The sequence below is a fragment of the Pseudoalteromonas sp. Xi13 genome (assembly GCF_003952205.1).
Taxonomy (GTDB): domain Bacteria; phylum Pseudomonadota; class Gammaproteobacteria; order Enterobacterales; family Alteromonadaceae; genus Pseudoalteromonas; species Pseudoalteromonas atlantica.
Genome location: NZ_CP034439.1, coordinates 1,929,967 through 1,954,335, shown reverse-complemented (window position 1 = coordinate 1,954,335; position 24,369 = coordinate 1,929,967). Strand labels below are relative to the sequence as shown.

Annotated in this window: 21 protein-coding genes; 16 read left to right on the top strand and 5 right to left on the bottom strand. The window is 40.7% G+C overall.

The annotated features are described in order from the left end of the window. Positions 1–33 precede the first annotated feature (33 nt). Entirely contained in the window at positions 34–546 is a 513-nt protein-coding gene (locus EJ103_RS08810) for a DUF2062 domain-containing protein (protein ID WP_126007187.1), read from the bottom strand. Here EJ103_RS08810 and EJ103_RS08805 point away from each other — a divergent pair. Genes EJ103_RS08805 through tcdA form a run of 7 tightly spaced genes read left to right on the top strand, consistent with a single transcriptional unit; the run spans position 526 to position 7,987 of the window. Then, positions 526–2,790 (top strand): DNA internalization-related competence protein ComEC/Rec2, encoded by a 2,265-nt coding sequence (locus EJ103_RS08805; protein WP_126007185.1) that lies wholly within the window; start codon positions 526–528, stop codon positions 2,788–2,790. The genes EJ103_RS08810 and EJ103_RS08805 overlap by 21 nt on opposite strands. A gap of 60 nt (positions 2,791–2,850) precedes the next feature. After that, entirely contained in the window at positions 2,851–4,596 is a 1,746-nt protein-coding gene (msbA, locus tag EJ103_RS08800) for a lipid A export permease/ATP-binding protein MsbA (protein WP_126007183.1), read from the top strand. Further along, positions 4,593–5,573, top strand: a complete 981-nt coding sequence (gene lpxK / locus EJ103_RS08795) for a tetraacyldisaccharide 4'-kinase (protein ID WP_126007181.1) — start codon at positions 4,593–4,595, stop codon at positions 5,571–5,573. Before msbA ends, lpxK begins: the two co-directional genes overlap by 4 nt. Continuing rightward, positions 5,563–5,760, top strand: coding sequence for a Trm112 family protein (locus EJ103_RS08790; protein WP_004586692.1), 198 nt, complete (start codon positions 5,563–5,565; stop codon positions 5,758–5,760). The genes lpxK and EJ103_RS08790 overlap by 11 nt, the downstream gene beginning before the upstream one ends. Further along, positions 5,748–6,509 carry a 3-deoxy-manno-octulosonate cytidylyltransferase gene (kdsB, locus tag EJ103_RS08785; RefSeq protein ID WP_126007179.1) on the top strand — a complete coding sequence of 254 codons (762 nt, stop codon included), beginning with the start codon at positions 5,748–5,750 and terminating at the stop codon, positions 6,507–6,509. The genes EJ103_RS08790 and kdsB overlap by 13 nt, the downstream gene beginning before the upstream one ends. 2 nt (positions 6,510–6,511) lie before the next feature. After that, a complete protein-coding gene (locus tag EJ103_RS08780) occupies positions 6,512–7,183 on the top strand; it encodes a TIGR01621 family pseudouridine synthase (protein WP_126007177.1) in 672 nt (223 codons plus the stop codon). Further along, positions 7,184–7,987 (top strand): tRNA cyclic N6-threonylcarbamoyladenosine(37) synthase TcdA, encoded by an 804-nt coding sequence (tcdA, locus tag EJ103_RS08775; protein WP_126007175.1) that lies wholly within the window; start codon positions 7,184–7,186, stop codon positions 7,985–7,987. Position 7,988: 1 nt separating this feature from the next. On the opposite strand, the gene EJ103_RS08770 is transcribed toward tcdA, so the two are convergent. The 3 genes from EJ103_RS08770 to EJ103_RS08760 all read right to left on the bottom strand — a co-directional run bounded on the left by EJ103_RS08770 (position 7,989) and on the right by EJ103_RS08760 (position 11,042). Next, positions 7,989–8,405, bottom strand: coding sequence for a SufE family protein (locus tag EJ103_RS08770; RefSeq protein WP_126007173.1), 417 nt, complete (start codon positions 8,403–8,405; stop codon positions 7,989–7,991). Positions 8,406–8,418: 13 nt separating this feature from the next. Then, positions 8,419–9,645 carry a SufS family cysteine desulfurase gene (locus tag EJ103_RS08765; RefSeq protein WP_126007171.1) on the bottom strand — a complete coding sequence of 409 codons (1,227 nt, stop codon included), beginning with the start codon at positions 9,643–9,645 and terminating at the stop codon, positions 8,419–8,421. Between the two features lie 110 nt (positions 9,646–9,755). Beyond that, complete coding sequence (locus EJ103_RS08760; RefSeq protein WP_126007169.1) at positions 9,756–11,042, bottom strand: citrate synthase; 1,287 nt, start codon at positions 11,040–11,042, stop codon at positions 9,756–9,758. Positions 11,043–11,458: 416 nt separating this feature from the next. Here EJ103_RS08760 and sdhC point away from each other — a divergent pair, with 416 nt between their 5' ends. The 8 genes from sdhC to sucD all read left to right on the top strand — a co-directional run bounded on the left by sdhC (position 11,459) and on the right by sucD (position 21,326). Further along, positions 11,459–11,836, top strand: a complete 378-nt coding sequence (gene sdhC, locus EJ103_RS08755; RefSeq protein ID WP_084554498.1) for a succinate dehydrogenase, cytochrome b556 subunit — start codon at positions 11,459–11,461, stop codon at positions 11,834–11,836. Further along, positions 11,827–12,174 (top strand): succinate dehydrogenase, hydrophobic membrane anchor protein, encoded by a 348-nt coding sequence (gene sdhD / locus EJ103_RS08750; protein ID WP_004586684.1) that lies wholly within the window; start codon positions 11,827–11,829, stop codon positions 12,172–12,174. The genes sdhC and sdhD overlap by 10 nt, the downstream gene beginning before the upstream one ends. Next, the gene (gene sdhA / locus EJ103_RS08745; protein WP_004586683.1) at positions 12,175–13,947 is read left to right on the top strand and encodes a succinate dehydrogenase flavoprotein subunit; all 1,773 of its coding nucleotides are present in this window, start codon (positions 12,175–12,177) and stop codon (positions 13,945–13,947) included. A 10-nt stretch (positions 13,948–13,957) separates the two neighbouring features. Continuing rightward, positions 13,958–14,674 carry a succinate dehydrogenase iron-sulfur subunit gene (locus EJ103_RS08740; RefSeq protein ID WP_004586682.1) on the top strand — a complete coding sequence of 239 codons (717 nt, stop codon included), beginning with the start codon at positions 13,958–13,960 and terminating at the stop codon, positions 14,672–14,674. A gap of 89 nt (positions 14,675–14,763) precedes the next feature. Then, the gene (locus EJ103_RS08735) at positions 14,764–17,583 is read left to right on the top strand and encodes a 2-oxoglutarate dehydrogenase E1 component (RefSeq protein WP_004586681.1); all 2,820 of its coding nucleotides are present in this window, start codon (positions 14,764–14,766) and stop codon (positions 17,581–17,583) included. Between the two features lie 3 nt (positions 17,584–17,586). After that, the gene (odhB, locus tag EJ103_RS08730) at positions 17,587–19,110 is read left to right on the top strand and encodes a 2-oxoglutarate dehydrogenase complex dihydrolipoyllysine-residue succinyltransferase (protein WP_126007167.1); all 1,524 of its coding nucleotides are present in this window, start codon (positions 17,587–17,589) and stop codon (positions 19,108–19,110) included. 177 nt (positions 19,111–19,287) lie between these two features. Continuing rightward, positions 19,288–20,454: an ADP-forming succinate--CoA ligase subunit beta gene (gene sucC, locus EJ103_RS08725; RefSeq protein ID WP_126007165.1), complete on the top strand. Its 1,167-nt coding sequence runs from the start codon at positions 19,288–19,290 to the stop codon at positions 20,452–20,454. Continuing rightward, a complete protein-coding gene (gene sucD, locus EJ103_RS08720) occupies positions 20,454–21,326 on the top strand; it encodes a succinate--CoA ligase subunit alpha (RefSeq protein ID WP_004586678.1) in 873 nt (290 codons plus the stop codon). Before sucC ends, sucD begins: the two co-directional genes overlap by 1 nt. Positions 21,327–21,388: 62 nt before the next feature. On the opposite strand, the gene EJ103_RS08715 is transcribed toward sucD, so the two are convergent. Then, complete coding sequence (locus EJ103_RS08715) at positions 21,389–22,459, bottom strand: DUF3083 family protein (protein WP_126007163.1); 1,071 nt, start codon at positions 22,457–22,459, stop codon at positions 21,389–21,391. A 208-nt stretch (positions 22,460–22,667) separates the two neighbouring features. On the opposite strand from EJ103_RS08715, the gene glnS reads away from it, so the two are divergent. Beyond that, complete coding sequence (gene glnS / locus EJ103_RS08710; RefSeq protein ID WP_126007161.1) at positions 22,668–24,332, top strand: glutamine--tRNA ligase; 1,665 nt, start codon at positions 22,668–22,670, stop codon at positions 24,330–24,332. The last annotated feature ends 37 nt before the right edge of the window (positions 24,333–24,369 follow it).

Below are 24,369 nucleotides of genomic sequence, written 5' to 3'. Positions count from 1 at the left end.
CATTCTATTTGAACACTTTAATAGTTGGCTTTATTACGTATTAGTATTTCGCGCTAACCAGGCTTTGCGTACAGAGCGTCGCCAAATTATATCAATACCTAAATAAGCAATAATAGCGGCAACAGAAGCGCACACCAGTGAGCCAATTAAAAATGCAGGACCGATGGTAGAAAGGCTTTTTAAGAACCATGCCCAACTGGCTTCAAATGCAAAATGCTGCTCTGGTTGATTTAAAACAAGCGTACCTACAAGGTATGAGCCGTAAAATATTGGCGGCATAGTCAGTGGGTTGGTAAGCCACACTAATGCCACAGAAATAGGTAAGTTAACTCTAAATACAATAGCTGCCGCAGCGGCTAAAACCATTTGAAAAGGAACAGGGATGAACGCAAAAAATAAACCAACCGCAAATGCGCCCCTTGCAGAGCGTCTGTTTAAATGCCATAGGTTGGCGTCTTGTAATAGGCGGCCGAATATTCTAAGTGTTTTATGATGCCTAATTTTATTAGGATCAGGTAAAAATCGTTGGATCGTTTTCTTAGGCATTTCAAGCAACCATTTACTTCAGTGTGGATTAGTCTTGGATTTGTAATAGGTTGTATTTCAACCGTATTTTATTATCAAACCCATGAATTTACAGTCATCACAATATCTGTCCTTATTGCGAGCGCCTATTTTAAGCCGTTTTTGAATGTTTTGTTAGGGTTTATTTTAGCTATTTGCTGCATTGTTGTGCACTTTTACCTGTTTTATAGCTATACATTGCCAAATGATGAAAATAACTATGCTTACCCTGCCACAATTCTTGTTGATGACGTTATCTCTGCAAAGCAACCACAGTATATAAAAGCAACGTTATTAAAGTTAAATGGGGATGAAATACACAAATTTAAAGCACCTAAAGCCATGTTAAGTGTCGATTCTGCACAGCTTATTAAGCAGGGCGATACGTTTGAGGCAACAATAGCGCTGAAAAAATTCAGAACAATTAAAAATAGAGGTGTGTTTGATAATAATGTGCATGCCTTTAAACAACGCATATTATTTAAAGGCAAAGTACTTAATAAGCAATTGCGCATTACTAACGCGGTTTCACCTTCAATAATTTATAAATACAGGTCGTTTTTAAAACACACCTATCAAAACACAACGCTAAACTGGCTTTATTATGCATTGCTTAGTGGTGATAAATCACTGATGTCGTTTGAAAATAAACAAACAATGCAAAGTTTAGGGCTCAGCCATTTATTAGCCATTTCAGGGTTGCACATAGGGCTTATATTCAGCTGTTTTTATTTACTGAGTAAGTACACAGCATACATTTTGAAAATTAATGTATTACAGTCTATTAATTTAACTATTATTTATAGTTTTATCGGCTGGTTAGCGGCATTTATATATGTGTATTTAAGTGAATTTTTACTCTCAGCGACTCGCGCATTTATTATGTTAAGTTGCGTATTAGGTCTTTACTTTATTGCCAAACAGCCACTGCGCTGGCGAAGCATTCTATATGCTTTAGTCGCTGTATTACTCATCAATCCTTTTAATGTTTTAAACCCAGGTTTATATTTTTCTTTTATTGCGGTTGCAATTATTTTCCTTGTTATAAAGCACCTTCCTAAAACTAAATATAATTGGCTTGGCGTGTTTATAACGCTGTGTATTATTCAGCTTGCTTTATTTATTGGGCTTTTGCCAATTACCCTTATTTATTTTAGTGGGGTAAGTATTGCTGGGCTGGTTATTAATTTATTGGCAATTCCATTATTAAGCGTGGCGATCATGCCTCTTTTGCTGCTATTTACGATAATAAGTGCTGTGGTAGATATAACGCCCGTCATTTTATTATTCGATAGTGTACTTATAACATTGTTTAAGTATATGGATGCAATCCCTTGGCATTACAGATGGTTAGATATAGCTAAACCGCGTACATTGTACTTAGTTGCAGCTTATCTATGCATATTAATCGCCTGGTTTAGCCCCTTTAAACGTTTAGCACTCATTCCTCTATGCGTTACATTAATAGATTATCTGTATTTACCAAAACCTATTTGGCAATTTCATGTGTTTGATGTTGGGCACGGATTAATGACGTTACTCGAAAAAGACAATCAAGCGCTGGTTTACGATTTTGGCCCGAGTTACTTTAACCGTTTTAGCCGTACATACAGTGTGTTAATTCCTTATTTGAAAACACATAACTTAACCGTCAGTGATGCAATAATAAGCCATCAAGACAACGACCATGCAGGGGGCGCAGCACATTTTATTAATGCAGGATTTAGTGAAAGCTTTAAGCGTTTTCACCCACACGGCACAACCACACAGTGTACCTCTTTAGATTATAACTTTAATGGATTGCGCATTAGCAGCTTTGCCGATAGCACATTTAATAACGAAAATGATAATTCGTGCGTGCTTTTAATCAAATCACCCCAACTTACTATGTTATTAACGGGTGATATTTCTAAAGCACGTGAGCTGAGCCTTATTAAAACTCACTCATTACAAGCCGATGTGATTTTAAGCCCTCATCATGGCAGCGATACGTCTTCAAGCACGGAATTTATCAACCATGTAAATCCGCATACGGTTATTCACTCAACAGCTTTTCAAGGCCAATGGCAATTTCCCAGTGAAAAAGTGGTTTCGCGCTACAAAGCAGTAAATGCTAAACAATATGTTACGGCACGTGATGGGCAAATTACGGTAAGTATATATCAAGATAGCTTTAAAGTGACAACGGCGCGCAAACACGAAAGTTATTGGTTTATAGAAGATTGACGTTTAGTTTTAACGGTTTGAAGGATACAATAAGGGCTGTAATTGTATAACGAGAGTAATATGAGTCAAAGTACTACACAAATTTATAAACGGTTGATTTCTTACGTTGGTGATTATAAAAGCGTTGCCTTCGTCGCTATTATTGGAATGATCGGCTATTCGGGTATGGATGCTTTATTTATTCAATTAATGAAACCCTTTATTGATGAAGGCCTAAACCAACGTAATAGCGAAGTGCTAGCTTATGCCCCATTTGTGGTAATTGCGCTGGTAATAGGGCGTGGCTTGTTTAATTTTATGTCTTCGTATTGCCTAAGCTATGTAGGCTCGCAAGTAGTACGTTCGTTACGCCAGCAGTTATTTGAACACATATTACATTTGCCTGTTTCGTTTCATGATAAAAACTCAACAGGTGATTTAATTTCGAAAATTACTTTTGATACAGAACAAGTTCAGCAAGCAATCACCAAAGCACTGTTAATTGTTGTAAGAGAAGGCGCTTTTGTCGTTTTTCTACTTGCCCTTATGTTTTATACCAGCTGGCAGCTTTCGCTGATTTTTTTAGTGATCATTCCATTAGTGGCAATTATTGTAACGTTTGTGTCTAAACGATTTCGCCACATTTCAAAAAATATACAGTCTGCAATGGGGCAGGTCACCCGTAGCTCTGAACAAATGCTAAGTGGACACAAAGTTATTCATGGTTTTGGTGGGCAAAAACAAGAAATCGACCAGTTTTCAAAAATCAATAATCATAATCGTCAGCAACGTATTAAAATGGATGCCACTAAAGCGTTAAGCGTGTCGGTAATTCAAGTGCTTGCAGCAAGTGCAATGGCTGTTATTTTGTGGGTTGTATCTATGCCTTCAATGATAGATACGATCAGCTCTGGCGATTTTATGGTACTCATTTCTTCTATGATGATGCTTTTACGCCCGCTTAAACAATTAGCAAACGTGAACAGTGATATGCAGCGCGGTATTTCTGCAGCGCAAAGTGTTTTTTTAGTTTTAGATGAAGAAATTGAAAAAGACAAAGGTACCTACACCGTAGATAAGGTGAAGGGCGAAATCGAGGTTAAAAACGTTACCTTTAAATACCCAACTAAAGATGAGGCTGTTTTAAATAACCTATCAATAAGTATAAAAGCCGGTGAAAGCATCGCGCTTGTAGGGCGCTCTGGCTCGGGTAAATCGACTATTTCTAATTTATTACCGCGTTATTATGATTTAGAAGCACCAAGTGAAATTTTATTGGATGGCGTTGCGCTTGAGAAATATAAACTGGCCGATTTACGCCGCCAGTTTGCCTTAGTATCTCAGCAAGTTGTGTTATTTAACGACACAATTGCTAATAATATTTGTTATGGCATAAGCCGCGAAATAACACAGCAGCAACTAGAAGAGGTGGTTAAACAAGCTCACGTGTGGGAATTTGTTAAAGACCTACCTGAGCAACTCAATACCATGGTCGGTGAAAACGGGGTGATGCTCTCTGGTGGCCAACGTCAACGTATAGCAATTGCTCGCGCTATATTAAAAGATGCACCTATTTTAATTTTAGATGAAGCAACTTCAGCCTTAGACACAGAGTCAGAAAAGCTAATTCAGCAAGCTCTTGATACCCTAATGCAAGACAAAACGTCTATAGTCATTGCCCATCGTCTTTCAACCATTGAGAACAGCGACAAAATATACGTTATTGATGGTGGTCGGGTGATTGAAAGTGGCGATCATCAAAGTTTATTAGCTAAAGATGGTACTTATTCAGCTCTATGTAAAATGCAGTTTGGTGAGCACGGGTGAGTAAAATAGAGCAAAGCTGGTATAAACCATTTAGTTTTATAACGCTACTTTTACTGCCATTAGCTGCGCTTTTTTGGTTAATTTCAAGCATTAGGAAATGGTTTTTTAAGGTTGGCTTTGCCACGCCTTTTAAAGCTAAATCTAAAGTAATTGTGGTGGGCAATATAAGTGTAGGCGGAAATGGCAAAACGCCATTTGTGTTATGGCTTTACGAATACTTGTCAGAGCAAGGTCTAAAAGTGGGCATTATCAGCCGAGGTTACGGCGGTAAAGCCAACAGCTACCCGCTGGTGGTAGAGCGCGGCGTAACAAGTGCACAAGCCGGTGATGAGCCAATACTTTTATTTAATCGCTTAAAATGTCCGCTTGTTGTTGGACCCGATAGAAAAGCCAACATTACATTATTAGAGCAGCAATTTTGTGTGGATGTCATAATCTCAGATGATGGTATGCAGCATTATAAAATGGCACGCGATATAGAGTGCTGCATTGTTGATAGCCAAAGGCGATTTGGTAATGGCTTTGTTATGCCTGCAGGGCCATTACGTGAAACCACAAACAGATTAAATAGCGTTGATTTAGTGATTGAAAACGGGGGAGATGCATCCCTTAGCTACGTTTTGCAAACTGGTGCACTTAAACACGTTGCTAACAATACCCCTGTTAATAAAACAATTGAAAAAGGCCATGCAATAAGTGCCATTGGTAACCCACAACGTTTTGAAGATTCATTAAAGGGTCAAAATATTCAGCTGCTTTCCACTCATCATTATCGAGATCACTATGCTTATAGCATGGCTGATTTTACTCAATTTAATGATGATAACGTATTAATGACAGAAAAAGATGCAGTAAAATGTAGAGACTTTGCAAAAGGTACTTGGTACTACCTACCCGTAAATGCAAAACCTACAGACGCTGTAATACATAAATTAGATTTATTATTAAAACAAAAAGGGATCCTCAATGGCCTTTGATACAAAATTACTTGAAATAATTGCTTGTCCTGTGTGTAAAGGAAAGCTTCGTTTTGATAAAGAAAATGCAGAACTTATTAGTACTGCAGCTAAACTTGCATACCCAGTACGCGACGATATACCGGTACTTTTAGAAAATGAAGCGCGCGAGCTATCTCAAGATGAGGTTGATAAGTGGAATTCGTAGTTGTTATACCTGCACGTTACGCGTCTACCCGTTTGCCTGGCAAACCATTAGCTGACATATGCGGTAAACCTATGATTCAACACGTGTATGAAAAAGCGTGTTTGTCAGGTGCAAGTAAAGTGGTTATTGCAACCGATCATCAAAAAGTTTTTGATGCTGTTAAATTGTTCACAAACGATGTGCTGATGACGCGAGAAGATCATCAATCGGGCACTGAACGTTTAGCAGAAGTTGTTGACTTACTTAAGCTAGACGCAGAAACCCTAGTGGTAAATGTACAAGGCGATGAGCCATTACTTGCCAGCGAAAACGTATCGCAAGTTGCCACTTTACTAAATAATTCAAGCGCGCCAATGGCAACATTAAGTGTAGCCATTGAAGAGCAAGACGAAGTGTTTAATCCTAATGCCGTGAAGGTTGTTAGTGATATTAATAAAAATGCGTTGTACTTTTCACGTGCCAGTATTCCGTTTGACAGAAGCGCAATGTTAAATAGCGACAGTGTGTTAGATATAACGCCTTTTCAGCGCCATGTGGGTATATATGCTTATCGTGCGGGCTTCATTAAGCAGTATATTGAGTTAAGTGTATCGCCGCTTGAAGTACTTGAGTCGCTAGAGCAACTTAGGGTGTTGTACCATGGTTACGCTATCAAAATTGAGCAGGCCAAAGTAACGCCACATGCTGGGGTTGATACGCCCGAGGATTTAGAAAAAGTGATTGCCTACCTAAAAGCTAAGCAAGCCTAATAATGGTTAAAAGTGAATTACCCATAGTATTTAGCCACGCTGATTTTTATATATTTGAAAAACCAGCGGGGCTTAATTTTCACTCAGAAGGTGAAAAAGGGTTTGTGGTATTAGCTGAGCAGCAAACCGGCGAAAAATTATTTGCTGTTCACCGCCTTGATAAAGTGACATCTGGCCTTATTATTCTTGGTCGCAATAAAGAAGCCGCTGCTAAATTTACGTCTCTTTTCACTGAGCATGCAATAAACAAGTTTTATTTAGCAATCAGTAATGCTAAACCTAAAAAAAAGCAAGGGTGGATAAAAGGTGATATGGCTAAGTCTCGCAGGGGCATGTTTAAGCTTTTACCGACCCTGCAAAACCCGGCCATTACCCGCTTTTATTCTTTTAGTTATAAGCCGGGGTTTAGAGCGTATATTTTAAAGCCGTATTCGGGTAAAACCCACCAACTTAGAGTGGCATTAAAAAGTTTAGGGGCGCCAATTTTAGGCGATACACTTTATAGTGGCAGCGCAGCTGTGCGGGCGTATCTTCATGCCTATGCGTTAAGTTTTTTATGGCATGGGGAGCAAATTAATTGCTCTTTGCTACCTACTACGGGTGATGAGTACCAGCAATTAATTAATCATCAAGAATTTCAAGCATGGCAATCGCCGTGGCAACTGGATTGGTAAATGAGCGAAAAAGTAACAGATATTCGTTTTGGCGGAATCAAACGCCTATACGGTAACCAAAAATTTGACTGGCTACAACAAGCCCATTTTTGTGTAGTAGGGATAGGCGGTGTAGGAAGTTGGGCCGCCGAAGCTTTAGCACGTACAGGCGTGGGTAAAATCACTTTAATTGATTTAGATGATATTTGCGCGACGAACGTAAATAGGCAAATTCATGCACTTAGCGGCAGTATTGGCCAAGCCAAAGTAGATGCAATGAAAAGCCGCTGCGAACTGATAAACCCAGCGTGTAAAGTAACTGTGATAGATGACTTTATTACTCTTGAAAATATTCGTGAGCATATTCAAGGTTTTGATTACGTTATTGACTGTATTGATGCAGTTAAAGAAAAAGCAGCGCTTATTGCTCATTGTAAGCGCAATAAAATGCCTATTATTACTACTGGCGGCGCGGGTGGGCAAACAGATCCTAGCCAAATAACATTTGGTGATGTGGCTAAAACCACGCAAGATCCGCTACTTGCTAAAGTGCGTTATATTTTACGCAAACAATATAATTTTAGTAACAACCCAAAACGCAAATTTAATATTGATTGTGTGTACTCAACTGAGCAACTTGTCTACCCAGGCAGTGATGGTAGTGTATGCCATGCTAAACAAAATGCTGATGGTACAATGAATATGGATTGTAATAACGGGTTTGGCTCGGTAACTATGATCACCGGAAGTTTTGGCTTTTTTGTAGCGGCTAAAGCGGTACGTAAATATTTAGATAAAAAACAGCGTTTACAACAAGCTCAATAGTTTAATTGAGCTTGTTAGTTGCCATGCTTTGAATTGCCTCGACCATGGCTTTTATTCCGTTCCCTCGAGATGCACTAAGGTGTTTAATCAAGCCTAACTTTTCAAATTCGTCATACGCATTAATATTCACGACTTCTTCAGGTGTTAAGCCATTATAAAGCGCTAAAATTATCGCTAATAAGCCTTTTACAATGCGCGTGTCTGAGTCGCCAATAACCACTAAACGATTCTCGCTATCGTCAAACTCCATAAACATCCACACTTTGCTCTCACACCCTGGCACAAGCACGTCATCGGTTTTAAGTACATCGGCTAAAGCGGGGAGTGTTTTGCCCAGAAGCATTATTTCGCGATATTTTTGCTGCCAAGATTGCGCCTGCTGTATAGGTTTTACTACGTTTTTAAACGTATTTGTCATGAGTTATCCTAAATTAGTCTAATAATTCAATCGATTCTTTCAAGGCATTGATGAAATTATCAACATCTTGATGGGTATTATAAAATGCAAAGCTTGCTCGAACAGTGCCTTTTACCCCTAAATGGTGCATTAATGGTTGCGTACAATGGTGTCCACTGCGCACTGCAATACCAAATCCGTCAAGCAAAGTTGCCAAATCGTAGGGGTGTTCACTTTTATAATTAAAACTAAGGGTGCCAATATTATTGTTCAGGTCGCTATAAATAGTAATTCCGTCAATTTTACTCAACTGTGTGGCTGCATAGTTAAAAATAGCCTGCTCATGGCGCTGTAACTTTTGAATGTTTAGGGCTGATAAATAATCAATTGCTGCACTAAAGCCAATGACGCCGGCTATATTTGGGGTGCCAGTCTCAAATTTAGCAGGAGCGTCTCTGTAGGTGCTTTTTTCAAGCGTTACAGTATCTATCATCTCACCACCCGTTTGATACGGGGTAAGCGCATTAAGTAATTCATAGCGACCATATAAGCCCCCTACACCCGTAGGGCCAAGCATTTTATGCGCTGAGAATACATAAAAATCGCATCCAAGCTGCTTTAAATTAGGGCGTAAATGCATGGCTCCTTGTGCGCCATCAACAACAACTAACGTGCCGACTGCTTTCGCTGCAGCTATTAATGGGGCTAAATTGGTAATATTACCTAATGCGTTAGACGCTTGGCTGATACACAGCACCTTTGCTTTAGTATGTGTGATCATGTCTACACAGCGCGCTATATTAAACGTCGCGTTTTGCTCAAGGGGAAGTGCAAATAGCGTAGCCCCTGTATTTTGCGTTAATACCTGCCAAGGAACAATATTAGCGTGGTGCTCAAGGGGTGTAATTAATACCGTATCTTCACCAGTAATTTGCCTTTGGAGGCCATGAGCAAGTAAATTTAGCGCCTCTGTTGCGCCTTTAGTCCAGACGATTTCTTTAGCATTTACGTTAAAGTAATCAGCTGTTTTTAATCTTGCTGCTTCATATTGCTCTGTGGCGCGCTCGCTTAAGGTGTGGCGGCCTCTGTGAACGTTTGCGTTGCCTAAATTATAAAAGCGAGTGGTTGCATCAATAACGCTCTGTGGCTTTTGCGAGGTTGCGCCAGAGTCTAAATATACTAAAGGGTTGCCATTAAGGGTTTGGTTTAACGTAGGGAAGTCGTTGCGAATTTTTGTTATATCAAACTCTTGAGAAGGCATGGCTATTCAACATCTATAAATTTAGGCAGGAATTGTAATCGGTTTCATAAAATTGACAAGCAAAGCGCACAAAAAAGGCCGCAAAAGCGGCCTTTTTTAACTAACTACGCTTAGCGCTTGTCAGTTGATACGAAGTCACGTTGAGTGTAACCAGTATACATTTGACGAGGGCGGCTGATCTTATGACCAGGTTGAGATAGCATCTCATCCCAGTGAGTGATCCAACCAACAGTACGTGCCATTGCAAAAATTACAGTGAACATGCTTGTTGGAATACCAATCGCTTTTAAGATAATGCCTGAGTAGAAATCAACGTTAGGGTAAAGTTTCTTCTCTACAAAGTATGGGTCTTCAAGGGCAATTTGTTCAAGCTTCATTGCAATATCAAGAAGCGGATCTTGAATGTTAAGCTCTTCTAATACTTCGTGACACGTTTGACGCATTACTGTAGCGCGTGGGTCGAAGTTTTTGTAAACACGGTGACCAAAGCCCATAAGACGGAACGGATCAGACTTATCTTTTGCTTTTGCTACGTACTCATCAATACGATCAACAGAACCAATCTCTTCTAACATGTTTAAACATGCTTCGTTAGCACCGCCGTGAGCAGGGCCCCAAAGAGATGCGATACCCGCTGCAATACATGCATATGGGTTAGCGCCTGAAGAACCCGCTAAACGAACTGTTGACGTTGAAGCGTTTTGCTCATGATCAGCATGAAGCATGAAGATTTTATCCATTGCTTTAGCTGTCACAGGGTTAACTTTGTATTCTTCAGCCGGTACAGAGAACATCATGTGTAAGAAGTTTTCTGCGTAGCTTAAATCGTTACGTGGGTAAACAAACGGTTGACCAATGTTTGTTTTGTACGCCATAGCTGCAATAGTCGGTAATTTAGCGACAAGTTTAATCGCGCTTGTTTTACGTTGGCTTGCATCAGTAATATCAAGATCTTCGTGGTAAAAAGAAGATAATGCGCCTACTACACCACATAGCATTGCCATTGGGTGAGCATCGAAGCGGAAACCTTGGAAAAAGTTAGCAATTTTCTCATCAAGCATGGTGTTATGCGTGATTTCTTTTGCAAATACATCGTATTGCTCTTTAGTTGGTAACTCACCGTTTAATAGTAAGTAACAAAGCTCGATGTAGTTAGAGTCTTCAGCTAATTGCTCAATTGGGTAACCACGGTGAAGTAATACACCTTTACCACCATCAATGTAGGTGATTGCAGATTCACAAGAGCCAGTCGACATGAAACCTGGGTCATAAGTAAAGTGACCGTGTGAACCTAACGTACGTACGTCGATCACATCTTGGCCAGCAGTGCCTTGATAAATTGGAAGTTCGATTGGATCTAGTCCATCAATATGGACTGTGGCTTTTTTATCTGCCATCTATGTATCTCCTATTAAGATATCTATTCTGATTTTTAGATTTTTAAAGTTCTGAAATCTTGTTTTAAGCACATCTTCGCATTTTAACGTGAAAGAGGGGGTTAAAGTCAATTTTTATAAACATTATGCATATATGTATAATAAATATTCGGTATTAATTAAATATTATACTATCGGCTAATTCGCAAACGTCTCTAACTAAACAAGAATTGTAAAACAACCTTTGGGTATATATACTATCGGAGGTTTTAAACCGCTTTGTATTTAGGTAAACATATTTTTACAGCGTAATTTTTGCAGATTTGTGAACTTTTGCTGTATTGACACGTTTACTTTGATAGTTCCACCAGAAATTTTGGTGGGTTTTAGAAAAACAAGTAGATGAGCTCCAATGTGAGCAAGATGGGCAAGTAACTGTGAAAAAGCAAAGACCTGTAAATCTAGATCTAACAACTATATCTATGCCGGCAACGGCTAAAGCATCAATCTTTCACCGCGTCACCGGTGTTGCATTATTTTTTGCTTTAACGTTTGTCATTTGGGCTTGGTCTGAGTCTCTTTCTTCAGCTGAAGGTTTTGAATTCGTCAAGGGTCTGTTTAGCGGATTCATTGCCAAATTCATAGCTTGGGGCACACTTTCTGTATTGGGTTATCACCTTATTGGTGGTATCCGTCACATCATTATGGATATGGGCCACTGGGAAGAACTTGAATCAGGTAACCTTAGCGCTAAAATTGCAATGGCACTTGGCGTTGTATTTGCCGTACTGGCAGGGGTGTGGATATGGTCTTAAATCAAGCAACTCTTAAACGTGATGGTGTACAAGATTTCGTATCTTTACGTACCACGGCACTAGTAATCACCGCATACGCGATTTTTATTATCGGCTATTTTTTAGCAACGCCAGAAGTCACTTTCGAAGCCTGGACAGGCCTATTCTCTAATCTAGCAATGAAGGGTTTTACACTTATTACTCTTGTATGCATGATGGTTCATACCCGCATTGGCCTTTGGCAAGTTTTAACGGATTACGTTAAAAACGCTAAACTACGCGCTGTTTTAGGCTTTGTATTAAACCTGATGGCCGTTGCTTACGTAGCTATTGGTCTAATCGTTTTATGGGGTGTTTAAGTGAAATATTCTGTTCGTGAATTCGACGCCGTAGTAATTGGTGCAGGTGGTGCTGGTATGCGTGCCGCTCTTGCCATTACCGAATCTGGCAAAACGTGTGCATTAATATCTAAAGTATTCCCAACACGCTCACACACTGTATCTGCACAGGGTGGTATTACAGTAGCGCTAGGTAATTCACACGAAGACAACTGGGAATGGCATATGTACGATACCGTTAAAGGTTCCGATTTTATCGGTGACCAAGACGCTATCGAATACATGTGTCAAACAGGCCCAGAAGCTATTACTGAATTAGAAAACATGGGTTTACCATTTTCTCGTTTTGAAAATGGCCGTGTTTACCAACGTCCTTTCGGTGGTCAATCGAAAAACTTTGGTGGTGAACAAGCTGCACGTACCGCAGCAGCAGCTGACCGTACTGGTCATGCTTTATTACACCTTCTATACCAACAAAACGTTAAAAACCAAACTAATGTATTCTCTGAGTGGTATGCACTAGATTTAGTTAAAAACGACAATGGCGATGTAGTAGGCTGTACAGCAATTGAGATTGAAACAGGTGAAATCACTTTCTTCAAATCAAAAGCTGTTGTACTTGCAACCGGCGGTGCTGGTCGTATTTTCGCATCAACAACCAATGCTCACATTAATACGGGTGATGGTGTTGGTATGGCAGCCCGTGCAGGCGTTGCTATGCAAGATATGGAAATGTGGCAATTCCACCCAACGGGTATTGCAGGCGCTGGTACACTTGTAACGGAAGGTTGTCGTGGTGAAGGTGGTTATCTTTTAAATAAAGATGGCGAACGCTTCATGGAACGTTATGCACCAAACGCTAAAGACTTAGCGTCTCGTGACGTTGTAGCACGTTCAATGATGACTGAAATCCGTGAAGGCCGTGGCTGTGATGGTCCTTGGGGTCCACACCTTAAGCTGAAACTTGACCACTTAGGTGAAGAAACGCTTAACTTACGTCTACCAGGCGTATGTGACCTTGCTAAAACTTTCGCACACGTTGACCCTGCTAAAGAGCCAATTCCAGTAATACCAACTTGTCACTACATGATGGGTGGTGTTCCAACTAACGTAAATGGTCAAGCGCTACAAATCGATGCTAACGGTAACGAAAAAGTAGTAGAAGGCTTATTTGCCGTAGGTGAAATTGCCTGTGTATCTGTACATGGTGCAAACCGCCTAGGTGGTAACTCATTACTTGATTTAGTTGTATTTGGCCGTGCTGCGGGTAACTTCCTAGGTAAATACCTAAATGAAGTTGAAATTACTAAAGCACCGACAGCATCTGATATTGACGCGTCTCTTGCACGCTTTAACCGTTGGGAAAATTCAACGGCTGGCCAAGGTGAAGACCCAGTTCAAATCAAAAAAGACCTACAACAATGTATGCAGCTTAACTTCTCGGTATTCCGTGAAGGTGAGTCTATGGCGACAGGTCTAAAAGAGCTTAAAGAAATTCGTGAACGTCTGCAGCATGCACGTCTTGATGATAAATCATCAGACTTCAACACGCAGCGTATCGAATGTCTTGAACTAGACAACTTAATGGAAACAGCTTACTCAACTGCAGTAGCTGCAAACTTCCGTACTGAAAGCCGTGGTGCACACTCTCGCTTTGACTACCCAGATCGTGATGACGAAAACTGGTTATGTCACTCAGTATTCAATCCGGTAACGGATGAAATGAGTAAGCGTGACGTAAACTACGCGCCTAAGACGCGTGAAGCGTTCCCACCTAAAGCACGTACCTACTAGGAGCGAGACGATGGCACAAGTACAATTTTCAGTTTATCGTTACAATCCGGATGTTGATAACGCACCTCGTATGCAAGAATATACTTTGCAAACAGAGGAAGGTCAGGACATGATGGTATTGGATGCACTTTTATTATTAAAAGAGCAAGATCCAACATTATCATTCCGTCGCTCATGTCGTGAAGGCGTGTGTGGCTCTGATGGCGTTAACATGAATGGTAAAAATGGTTTAGCATGTATTACACCATTATCTACGCTGCAAAAAGGCGGCAAAGGTACTATTGTAATTCGTCCTTTACCTGGCTTACCTGTGGTACGTGACCTTGTTATTGACATGAGTCAGTTCTACACTCAGTACGAAAAAGTTAAACCATACCTAATTAACGATCAGCCAGCGGCTGGTGAGCGTCTTCAATCTATTGAAGAACGTGATAAATTAGATGGACTTTACGAGTGTATTTTATGTGCATGTTGTTCTACATCGTGTCCTTCGTTCTGGTGGAATCCAGACAAGTTCATTGGTCCAGCAGGCCTTCTTCATGCTTACCGTTTCTTGGCAGATAGCCGCGATACGGCAACTGAAGAACGTTTAGCAGACTTAGACGATGCGTTCAGTGTGTTCCGTTGCCACAGTATCATGAACTGTGTTAGCGTTTGTCCTAAGGGTCTTAATCCGACCAAAGCAATTGGACAAATTAAATCTATGTTATTAAACCGCGCGGTTTAATCACCTAGTAACGTAAGATGGCTAATATTTTTATTAGCCATCTTGTTATGACAACTATTAATTTCTGCGCTAAAGAAAAGGGCTTATAAATGCACGAAGGTGTGATGAAGGCATGGCTAGAATCTTCACATTTAAACGGCGGCAACGTTGCTTATGTAGAAGAGCTTTATGAAGCGTATTTAGATGATGCGACTTCTGTGCCAGAAGAATGGCGAGAAGTGTTCGAACAATTACCAAAAGTAGATGGTGTGGATGTTGAAGTAAAGCATTCAGAAGTTCGTTCACAGTTTGCGGCGCTTGCTAAAAACAAGCATAGAGAGGTAGTGGTAGCAGAGGGTAGTGGCGGTGACCTTAAACAGGTTAAAGTACTACAACTTATTAATGCTTTCCGCTTTCGAGGACACCAAAATGCTAACCTAGATCCATTAGGCATTTGGCAACGAGAGCGTGTTCGAGATTTAGAGCTAGAATACCACGACTTATCTAAAGCTGATTTTGACCGCGAATTTAACGTAGGATCGTTTGCCGTAGGCCGCGATACTATGCCTTTAGGTGAACTATATCAGGCACTTAAAACCACCTATTGTGGTTCTATTGGTGCTGAGTATATGCACATCACATCAACAGAAGAAAAGCGTTGGTTACAACAGCGTTTAGAATCTGTTCAATCACGACCTACTTTTTCTAAAGAAGAAAAACTGCGTATCCTTAAAGGATTAACCGCAGCAGATGGTCTTGAAAAATATTTAGGTGCAAAGTTCCCAGGTGCTAAGCGTTTCTCACTTGAAGGTGGTGATGCGTTAGTTCCTATGCTTAAAGAACTTATTCACCGTGCTGGCGAAAGCGGGCAAAAAGAAGCAGTTATTGGTATGGCCCACCGTGGTCGCTTAAACGTACTAGTTAATGTGTTAGGTAAAAACCCGTCTGAGTTATTCGATGAGTTTGCTGGTAAACACAAAGACACGTTAAGCTCTGGTGACGTTAAATACCATATGGGTTATTCATCTGACTTTGCGACCAAAGGTGGCAATGTTCATATGGCACTTGCGTTTAACCCTTCTCACCTAGAAATTGTTAACCCTGTGGTTATGGGCTCAGTAAGAGCGCGTTTAGACCGTTTAGGTGACAGTTCAGGTAGCAAAGCATTACCTATTACTATCCACGGTGATTCTGCGATTACAGGCCAAGGTGTTGTACAAGAAACATTTAACTTGTCGCAAACAAATGCCTTCTCATGTGGTGGTAGTATCCGTATTGTTGTAAATAACCAAGTTGGTTTTACAACTTCAAAACAAGACGACGTACGTTCTACAGATTACTGTACTGACATTGCTAAAATGGTTCAGTCACCAATCTTCCACGTTAACTCTGATGACCCTGAAGCCGTTGCATTTGTTACACAACTTGCACTTGATTTTAGAAACCAGTTTAAACGTGACGTAGTAATCGATTTAGTATGTTATCGCCGCCATGGTCATAACGAAGCTGATGAGCCTAATGCAACACAGCCTCTTATGTACCAAAAAATTAAAAAGCATGCGGTTCCGCGTTTAATTTACGCTGATCAACTTATGTCTGAAGGCTCATTCACTGAGAGTGAAATTAAAGCATTAGCTGATGAATACCGTAACGGCTTAGATGAAGGTAACTGTGTTGTTGAAGAAATTCAGCCAGAAACTTCGCACTCATCTGATTGGGCAAAATATGTTGGCCATGAGTGGAATGTTGAGTACGACGCAAGCGTACCGGTAGATAAGCTAAAAGCACTTGGCGAACAAGTTGCCCAGTTCCCTGAGCAATATAAAGCACAGTCTCGTGTTAAAAAGATTTACGATGACCGTAAGCTTATGGCAAGTGGCGAAAAACCACTAGATTGGGGTATGGCAGAAACACTTGCTTATGCAACAATTGCCTCTGAAGGCACAGATATACGTTTAACCGGTCAAGACTCAGGGCGTGGTACTTTCTTCCACCGCCATGCTGTAGTACATAGCCAGTCGGATGGTTCAACTTACCTCCCTCTTCAAAATTTAAGTGAAGACCAAGGTACTTTTGAAGTATTTGATTCTGTTTTATCAGAAGAAGCGGTACTTGCTTTTGAATATGGTTATGCAACAGCTGAACCTACATCGTTAGTCCTTTGGGAAGCCCAGTTTGGTGACTTCGCAAATGGTGCACAAGTCGTATTTGACCAGTTCTTAAGCTCTGGTGAGCAAAAGTGGGGCCGTTTATGTGGCTTAACATGTTTGCTTCCGCATGGTTATGAAGGTCAAGGTCCAGAGCATAGTTCTGCACGTTTAGAGCGTTTTTTACAGCTTTGTGCTGATCACAACATGCAAGTATGTGTTCCTTCAACACCTGCACAAGTTTACGCTATGCTTCGTCGTCAATCAGTTAGACCACTTCGTCGTCCATTGATTGTAATGACACCAAAATCACTACTTCGTCATCCACTTGCGGTATCTTCACTTGAAGAACTTTCACAAGGTGTATTCCATAATATGATCGACGAAATCGATGATATTAACCCTGAGAAAGTAGAACGCGTAGTATTTTGTAGTGGTAAAGTTTACTACGAACTATTACAAGAGCGTCGTAAGCTTGAGCAAGACAACATTGCTATTGTACGTGTGGAGCAGTTATACCCGTTCCCGCATGCAGAAATGGACACGATTATGGAACGTTACCAACACGTTACTGATTTTGTTTGGTGTCAAGAAGAGCCACAAAACCAAGGTGCTTGGTACTGTTCGCAACATCACTTTATTGATGCAATCCCACAGGGTGCTAAATTGACTTACGCAGGGCGTAAGGCGTCGGCATCTCCAGCGTGTGGTTACATGTCAGTACATACTAAAGAACAACAAGCGCTCGTTGCAGACGCGCTTACTATACAAAAGAAAGGATAAGCAATGAGCACAGAAATTAAAGTTCCTGTTCTTCCTGAGTCGGTTGCAGATGCTACCGTTGCTACATGGCATGTAAGTGTAGGCGACAAAGTAAGCCGTGACCAAAACTTAGTAGACATTGAAACAGATAAAGTGGTTTTAGAAGTGGTTGCACAAAATGACGGTGTAATTACTGAAATATCACAAGAAGAAGGTGCAACGGTACTTGGCGACCAAGTTATCGGTTTACTTGGTGATGCTGATGCAGCACCAGCAAGTGACAGTGCTCCGGCTAAAGAAGAAGCCGCACCTGAAAAATCAGAAGACGCGCCTGCGGCGCAATCAGCTCCAGCATCAGAAGGTAAAGAAGTGGACATTAAAGTACCTGTACTTCCAGAATCAGTTGCAGACGCAACAATTGCTACATGGCATGTACAACCAGGTGAAGCGGTAACTCGCGACCAAAACTTGGTAGATATTGAAACTGATAAAGTTGTTCTTGAAGTAGTAGCTCAAGAAGACGGTATCATGGGCGAGCAACTAAACGCAGAAGGCGATACTGTACTTGGCGAACAAGTTATTGGTAACGTTAAAGCGGGCGGCGCTCCAGCGGCACCTGCAGCTAAAGCAGAAGAAGCGCCTGCTGCAAGTGAGTCTACCGATAGCTCAGATGTGTTAACGCCGTCTGTACGTCGTTTAATCGCTGAAAAAGGGCTTGATGCGTCTAAAATTAAAGGCACAGGTAAAAACGGCCGTGTAACTAAAGAAGACGTTGATACTTTCTTAAAAGCACCTGCTCCAGCTGCTAAAAAAGAAGATGCTTCAGCACCTGCTGCACCTATGGGTGACCGTACACAAAAACGTGTACCAATGACGCGCTTACGTAAAACCATTGCTAATCGTTTATTAGAAGCGAAAAACTCAACAGCAATGTTAACTACATTTAACGAAGTAAACATGAAACCTATCATGGACCTTCGTAAGCAATACCAAGAAGTATTTGAAAAGCGTCACGGTATTCGTTTAGGCTTTATGTCTTTCTACGTGAAAGCAGTAACTGAAGCACTTAAGCGTTTCCCTGACGTAAATGCATCAATTGATGGTGACGATATTGTTTACCACAATTACTTTGATATCAGCATCGCTGTATCTACACCACGTGGTTTAGTTACACCAGTACTTAAAGATTGCGACAAACTATCTGTTGCTGAAATCGAGAAAGGTATTCGTGAATTAGCCCTTAAAGGCCGTGACGGTAAACTAACACTTGACGATATGACAGGTGGTAACTTTACCATTACTAACGGTGGTGTATTTGGTTCGTTACTTTCTACGCCTATTATTAACTTACCACAGTCATCAATCTTGGGTATGCACAAAATCCAAGAGCGTCCTATGGCTGTAAATGGTAAAGTTGAAATTCTTCCTATGATGTATTTGGCACTATCTTACGATCACCGCCAAATCGATGGTAAAGAATCTGTTGGTTTCTTAGTAACTATTAAAGAGTTACTTGAAGATCCAACTCGCTTATTACTGGATGTTTAATCGAGTAGTATGAAATATAAGCTGTGAATGACAATTCACAGCTTTTTTTTTGCGCCTTTGGTGTTACTGGGGTTTTCATGTTAAGCCTTGGGATCTATACTAGGTGCGCAATTTGGGATAGCTGTTTATTTGCATAAATATTCAGCTCTTTTAGTATAAAAAATTGGATAAAGCATCATGAATTTGCATGAGTATCAGGCAAAACAACTTTTTGCCGAATATGGTTTACCAGTTTCTCAAGGTTTCGCTTGCGATACACCTGAAGAAGCTGCAGCAGCTGCCGAGAAAATTGGCGGTGATATGTGGGTTGTTAAAACTCAGGTTCACGCAGGTGGCCGTGGTAAAGCTGGCGGTGTTAAGCTAGTTAAAACAATCGAAGAAGTAAAAGAATTCGCTGCTAACTGGTTAGGTAAAAACTTAGTTACTTACCAAACAGACGAAAATGGTCAGCCTGTTGCTAAAATTTTAGTAGAAAGCTGTACAGATATCGATAACGAATTGTACTTAGGTGCAGTTGTTGACCGTGCTTCTCGCAAAGTTGTTTTCATGGCGTCTACTGAAGGCGGTGTTGAAATTGAAACTGTTGCTGAAGAAACTCCAGAGCTTATCCACAAAGCAGAGATCGATCCATTAGTGGGTCCTCAAGCTTACCAAGCACGTGAGTTAGGTTTTAAACTGGGTCTTAACCCTACACAAATGAAGCAGTTCGTTAAGATCTTTATGGGTCTTGGCAACATGTTCAACGATTTTGATTTCGCTCTTCTTGAAATCAACCCGTTAGTAATCACAGACGAAGGTAACCTTCACTGTCTTGACGGCAAAATCGGTATCGATGGTAATGCACTTTACCGTCAACCAAAAATCCGTGAAATGCACGATCCATCTCAAGAAGATGCACGTGAAGCTCACGCAGCAAGCTTCGAGCTTAACTACGTAGCACTAGACGGTAACGTAGGTTGTATGGTTAACGGTGCAGGCCTAGCGATGGGTACTATGGACATCGTAAACCTACACGGCGGCAAGCCAGCTAACTTCCTAGATGTTGGTGGCGGCGCGACTAAAGAGCGTGTTTCTGAAGCATTCAAAATCATCCTTTCTGACGATAACGTAAAAGCTGTTTTAGTTAACATCTTTGGTGGTATCGTACGTTGTGACATGATTGCTGAAGGTATCATTGGCGCAGTTAAAGAAGTAGGTGTAAACGTGCCTGTAGTTGTACGTTTAGAAGGTACTAACGCTGAATTAGGTCGTGACGTTCTTAAGAACTCAGGCCTAGATATCATCGCTGCTGAATCACTAACAGACGCTGCTGAGAAAGTTGTAGCTGCTGCGGAGGGCAAATAATGTCTGTATTAATCAATAAAGATACAAAAGTTATCTGTCAAGGTTTCACTGGTGGCCAAGGTACTTTCCACTCTGAGCAAGCGCTTGAGTACGGTACACAAATGGTTGGTGGTGTAAGCCCAGGTAAAGGCGGTCAAACGCACCTTGGTCTTCCAGTATTCAACACAGTACGCGATGCAGTTAAAGAAACAGGCGCAACAGCGTCAGTTATCTACGTACCAGCACCGTTCTGTAAAGATGCAATCTTAGAAGCTATCGATGCGGGCATCGAGCTAATTGTTTGTATCACTGAAGGTATCCCAACACTAGACATGGTTGACGTTAAAGTTAAGCTTGATAACTCTGGTGTTCGTATGATCGGTCCTAACTGTCCAGGTGTTATCACTCCTGGTGAGACTAAGATTGGTATCATGCCTGGTCACATCCACAAGCCTGGTAAAGTAGGTATTGTTTCTCGCTCTGGTACTTTAACGTACGAAGCAGTTAAACAAACTACTGACGCTGGTTTTGGTCAGTCTACGTGTGTTGGTATTGGTGGCGACCCAATCCCAGGTACTAACTTTATCGACGTGCTAGAAATGTTCGAAAAAGATCCACAAACTGAAGCAATCGTAATGATTGGTGAAATTGGTGGTACTGCAGAAGAAGAAGCTGCAGAGTACATTAAAGCTAACGTAACTAAGCCTGTTGTTTCTTACATTGCTGGTGTAACTGCACCAGAAGGTAAGCGTATGGGTCACGCTGGCGCAATCATCGCAGGCGGTAAAGGTACTGCTGATGAGAAATTTGCTGCACTAGAAGCTGCTGGCGTACAAACTGTACGTTCACTTGCTGATATCGGTAAAGCACTTAAAGAGAAAACAGGCTGGTAATCAGTTTGCTTAATCTTTAAAAAGGCTCGCATTTGCGAGCCTTTTTGTTATTGGCTTAAAAATTAGTATGGGTAACTAATGTGTTGAAAAAACCGTACTGATAAATCTTGACGTTCTTTATTTATTGCCAGCTCTGAGCACATAGCGTGTATTGTTTTTTCTACTTGATTCATAAAGCGGCCATAGCCCATTTCATGTTTATCTTTACGGGTGGCAACAATCACAAAATGTAGTGACTCAACTAATTTTTCAGCATTGAAAAAAATATGTATTTGCGTGGCTGTGCCATTCACATCAAAACTTATTTTTTGTAATTCTGCATTCCCATCATTTTTATCTATTTGGCTATTACGCACTATGGGCCTTGCACCATTAGCAACCATAGCGCCGTGAGATAATTCGTATCGCTCGCAGCACCCTTTAAATGATTGGGCAAAGTAGTTATAAAACTCAATGTAATTATTTTTATTTATTAAGCTTTGAAATTGCGTTTTAATGCCGCGCGAAACCGGTATAGAAAACGTTGCATAGGTCATTTCTGCATGCTCGGCGGGTATTTTACATTGGCGAGCTAAATAACGAGGGTATAGGCTTCTAAGTTTGTAGCCGTAACTTTGGTTACAGCCTTTGCTCTTGGCAAATAAGTCATAGGTTAAATGCTGATGATCGCGAAGCTTAAACTGGGCCTGTTCAATAAATAATTGTGTTTGTAAATTATCTAACACTTTTTGCACCCTGCTGTGAAATTGTGCCGAGCTTGCGCGTAAATCATCACCGGTGGCTAAAAATAACAAGCGAATTTTTTTACTTTTAAAAGTAGGAGTGTAGTGTAGTTTGTGCGCCTCGTGGTAACGCGGGTTGTAAAAAAACAACATTTGCTTTGCTGTTTCTAATTGATACGACTCATCATGAAATCTGACAACGGGTAATTTGTCGTTAGCGAGTAGGTGTACATTATGTAGCTCGTATTCATCACAGCTTGCAAATAGTTGCTTGGCAATGCGGGTATAGCAACTATCGATATCGCTAAAACTAGTGTAAAAGTCATCAGTGGGTGTAATTTCAGCGAGTAAATAGTGATTAGCTCGCGCATTTGTTGGAATATAAACTCTGTGTTGTGTAGAACTGGCCATCTTTGAATCCTTTTAAGGAGCTTAAGTTTAGGTACTATAAATGCCTTTCATGACTCAAATATTGCGCTAAAACAAATTTAAGTAATAAACTAATGCACCATTGCCATAATAACTAGAATAAACCCGCATCTATTGCTGTATGTTAGTGTTTGTTTTTGTAATAATGCATTAGTTTTGTTATCACGAATATTCAGAGGATCGCACTCCTATGGCGGAAATTGAGAATCGCCCAAGTAACTTTATAAGAACTCGAATTGATGAAGATTTAGCAAGTGGCAAACATGCAACTACGCATACACGTTTTCCACCTGAACCTAATGGCTTTTTACATATTGGCCATGCAAAATCAATTTGTTTGAATTTTGGCATTGCAAAAGATTACGATGGTTTATGTAACCTACGTTTTGATGATACAAACCCAGAAAAAGAAGATATTAACTACGTTAATTCAATCAAAGAAGACGTGCAGTGGTTAGGCTTCAACTGGAGTGGTGAGATAAAATATTCGTCAAACTATTTTGATACCCTATACGGCTATGCAGTAGAGCTTATTGAAAAAGGCTTAGCGTACGTTTGTTTTTTAACGGCCGATCAAGCACGTGAGTATCGCGGTACGTTAAAAGAGCCGGGTAAAAATAGCCCATACAGAGACACCTCAGTAGAAGAAAACCTCGCATTGTTCGAAAAAATGCGCGCGGGTGAATTCAAAGAAGGTGAGTGTGTTCTACGCGCTAAAATTGATATGGCAAGCTCATTTATGGTGCTTCGCGATCCAATTATTTATCGCGTTCGTTTTGCTCATCACCATCAAACAGGTGACAAGTGGTGCATTTACCCAATGTATGACTTCACACATTGTATTTCTGATGCGCTTGAAGGGATAACCCATTCATTGTGTACACTTGAGTTTCAAGATAACCGTCGTTTATACGACTGGGTACTTGATAACATCAGCCTTGAATGCCACCCACAGCAAATTGAGTTTTCGCGCTTAAATCTTGAATACACAATTATGTCTAAGCGTAAGCTAAACGACTTAGTTGTAAATAACTATGTAGAAGGGTGGGATGACCCACGTATGCCAACTATTGCTGGTTTACGTCGTCGTGGTTATACACCGGCTTCAATACGTGAGTTCTGTTTACGTATCGGTGTGACTAAGCAAGAAAACATGGTTGAAATGGGCATGCTTGAAGCGTGTATCCGTGAAGACTTAAATGAAAACGCACCACGTGCAATGGCAGTACTCGATCCAGTTAAAGTGGTAATAGAAAACTTTGATGCAGATAAAGTAGAAACATTGTCGGTAGCTAACCACCCTAATAAAGAAGAAATGGGGCGTCGTGAAGTACCGTTTACTCGTGAGCTTTTCATTGAGCGTGAAGATTTCCGCGAAGAAGCGAATAATAAATTTAAACGCTTAGTTCTTGATAAAGAAGTACGCTTACGTGGTGCTTATGTAATTAAAGCACAGCGTGTAGAAAAAGATGAAAATGGTGAAATTACCACTATTTACTGTACTTACGACAACGAAACACTAGGTAAAAACCCAAGTGACGGTCGTAAAGTAAAAGGGGTTATTCATTGGGTTTCTGCGCCTGAGTCGGTTAATGCAGAAGTTAGATTGTATGACCGTTTATTTAATGTACCAAACCCAGGTGCAGCTGAAGAGTTCGAATCGACACTTAACCCTGATTCGTTAGTTGTATTAGAAAATGCAAAACTTGAAGCATCGCTTGCTAAAGCCGAACCGGCTCAAGGCTTTCAGTTTGAGCGTACTGGCTATTTCTCACGTGATACAAAGTCAGAAAGTTTAGTATTCAACCAAACGGTTGGTCTTAGAGATTCATGGGCTAAAATCGAGAAGCAGTAACGCTTTTATAATACCAATTTGCATAATATCTCATTAT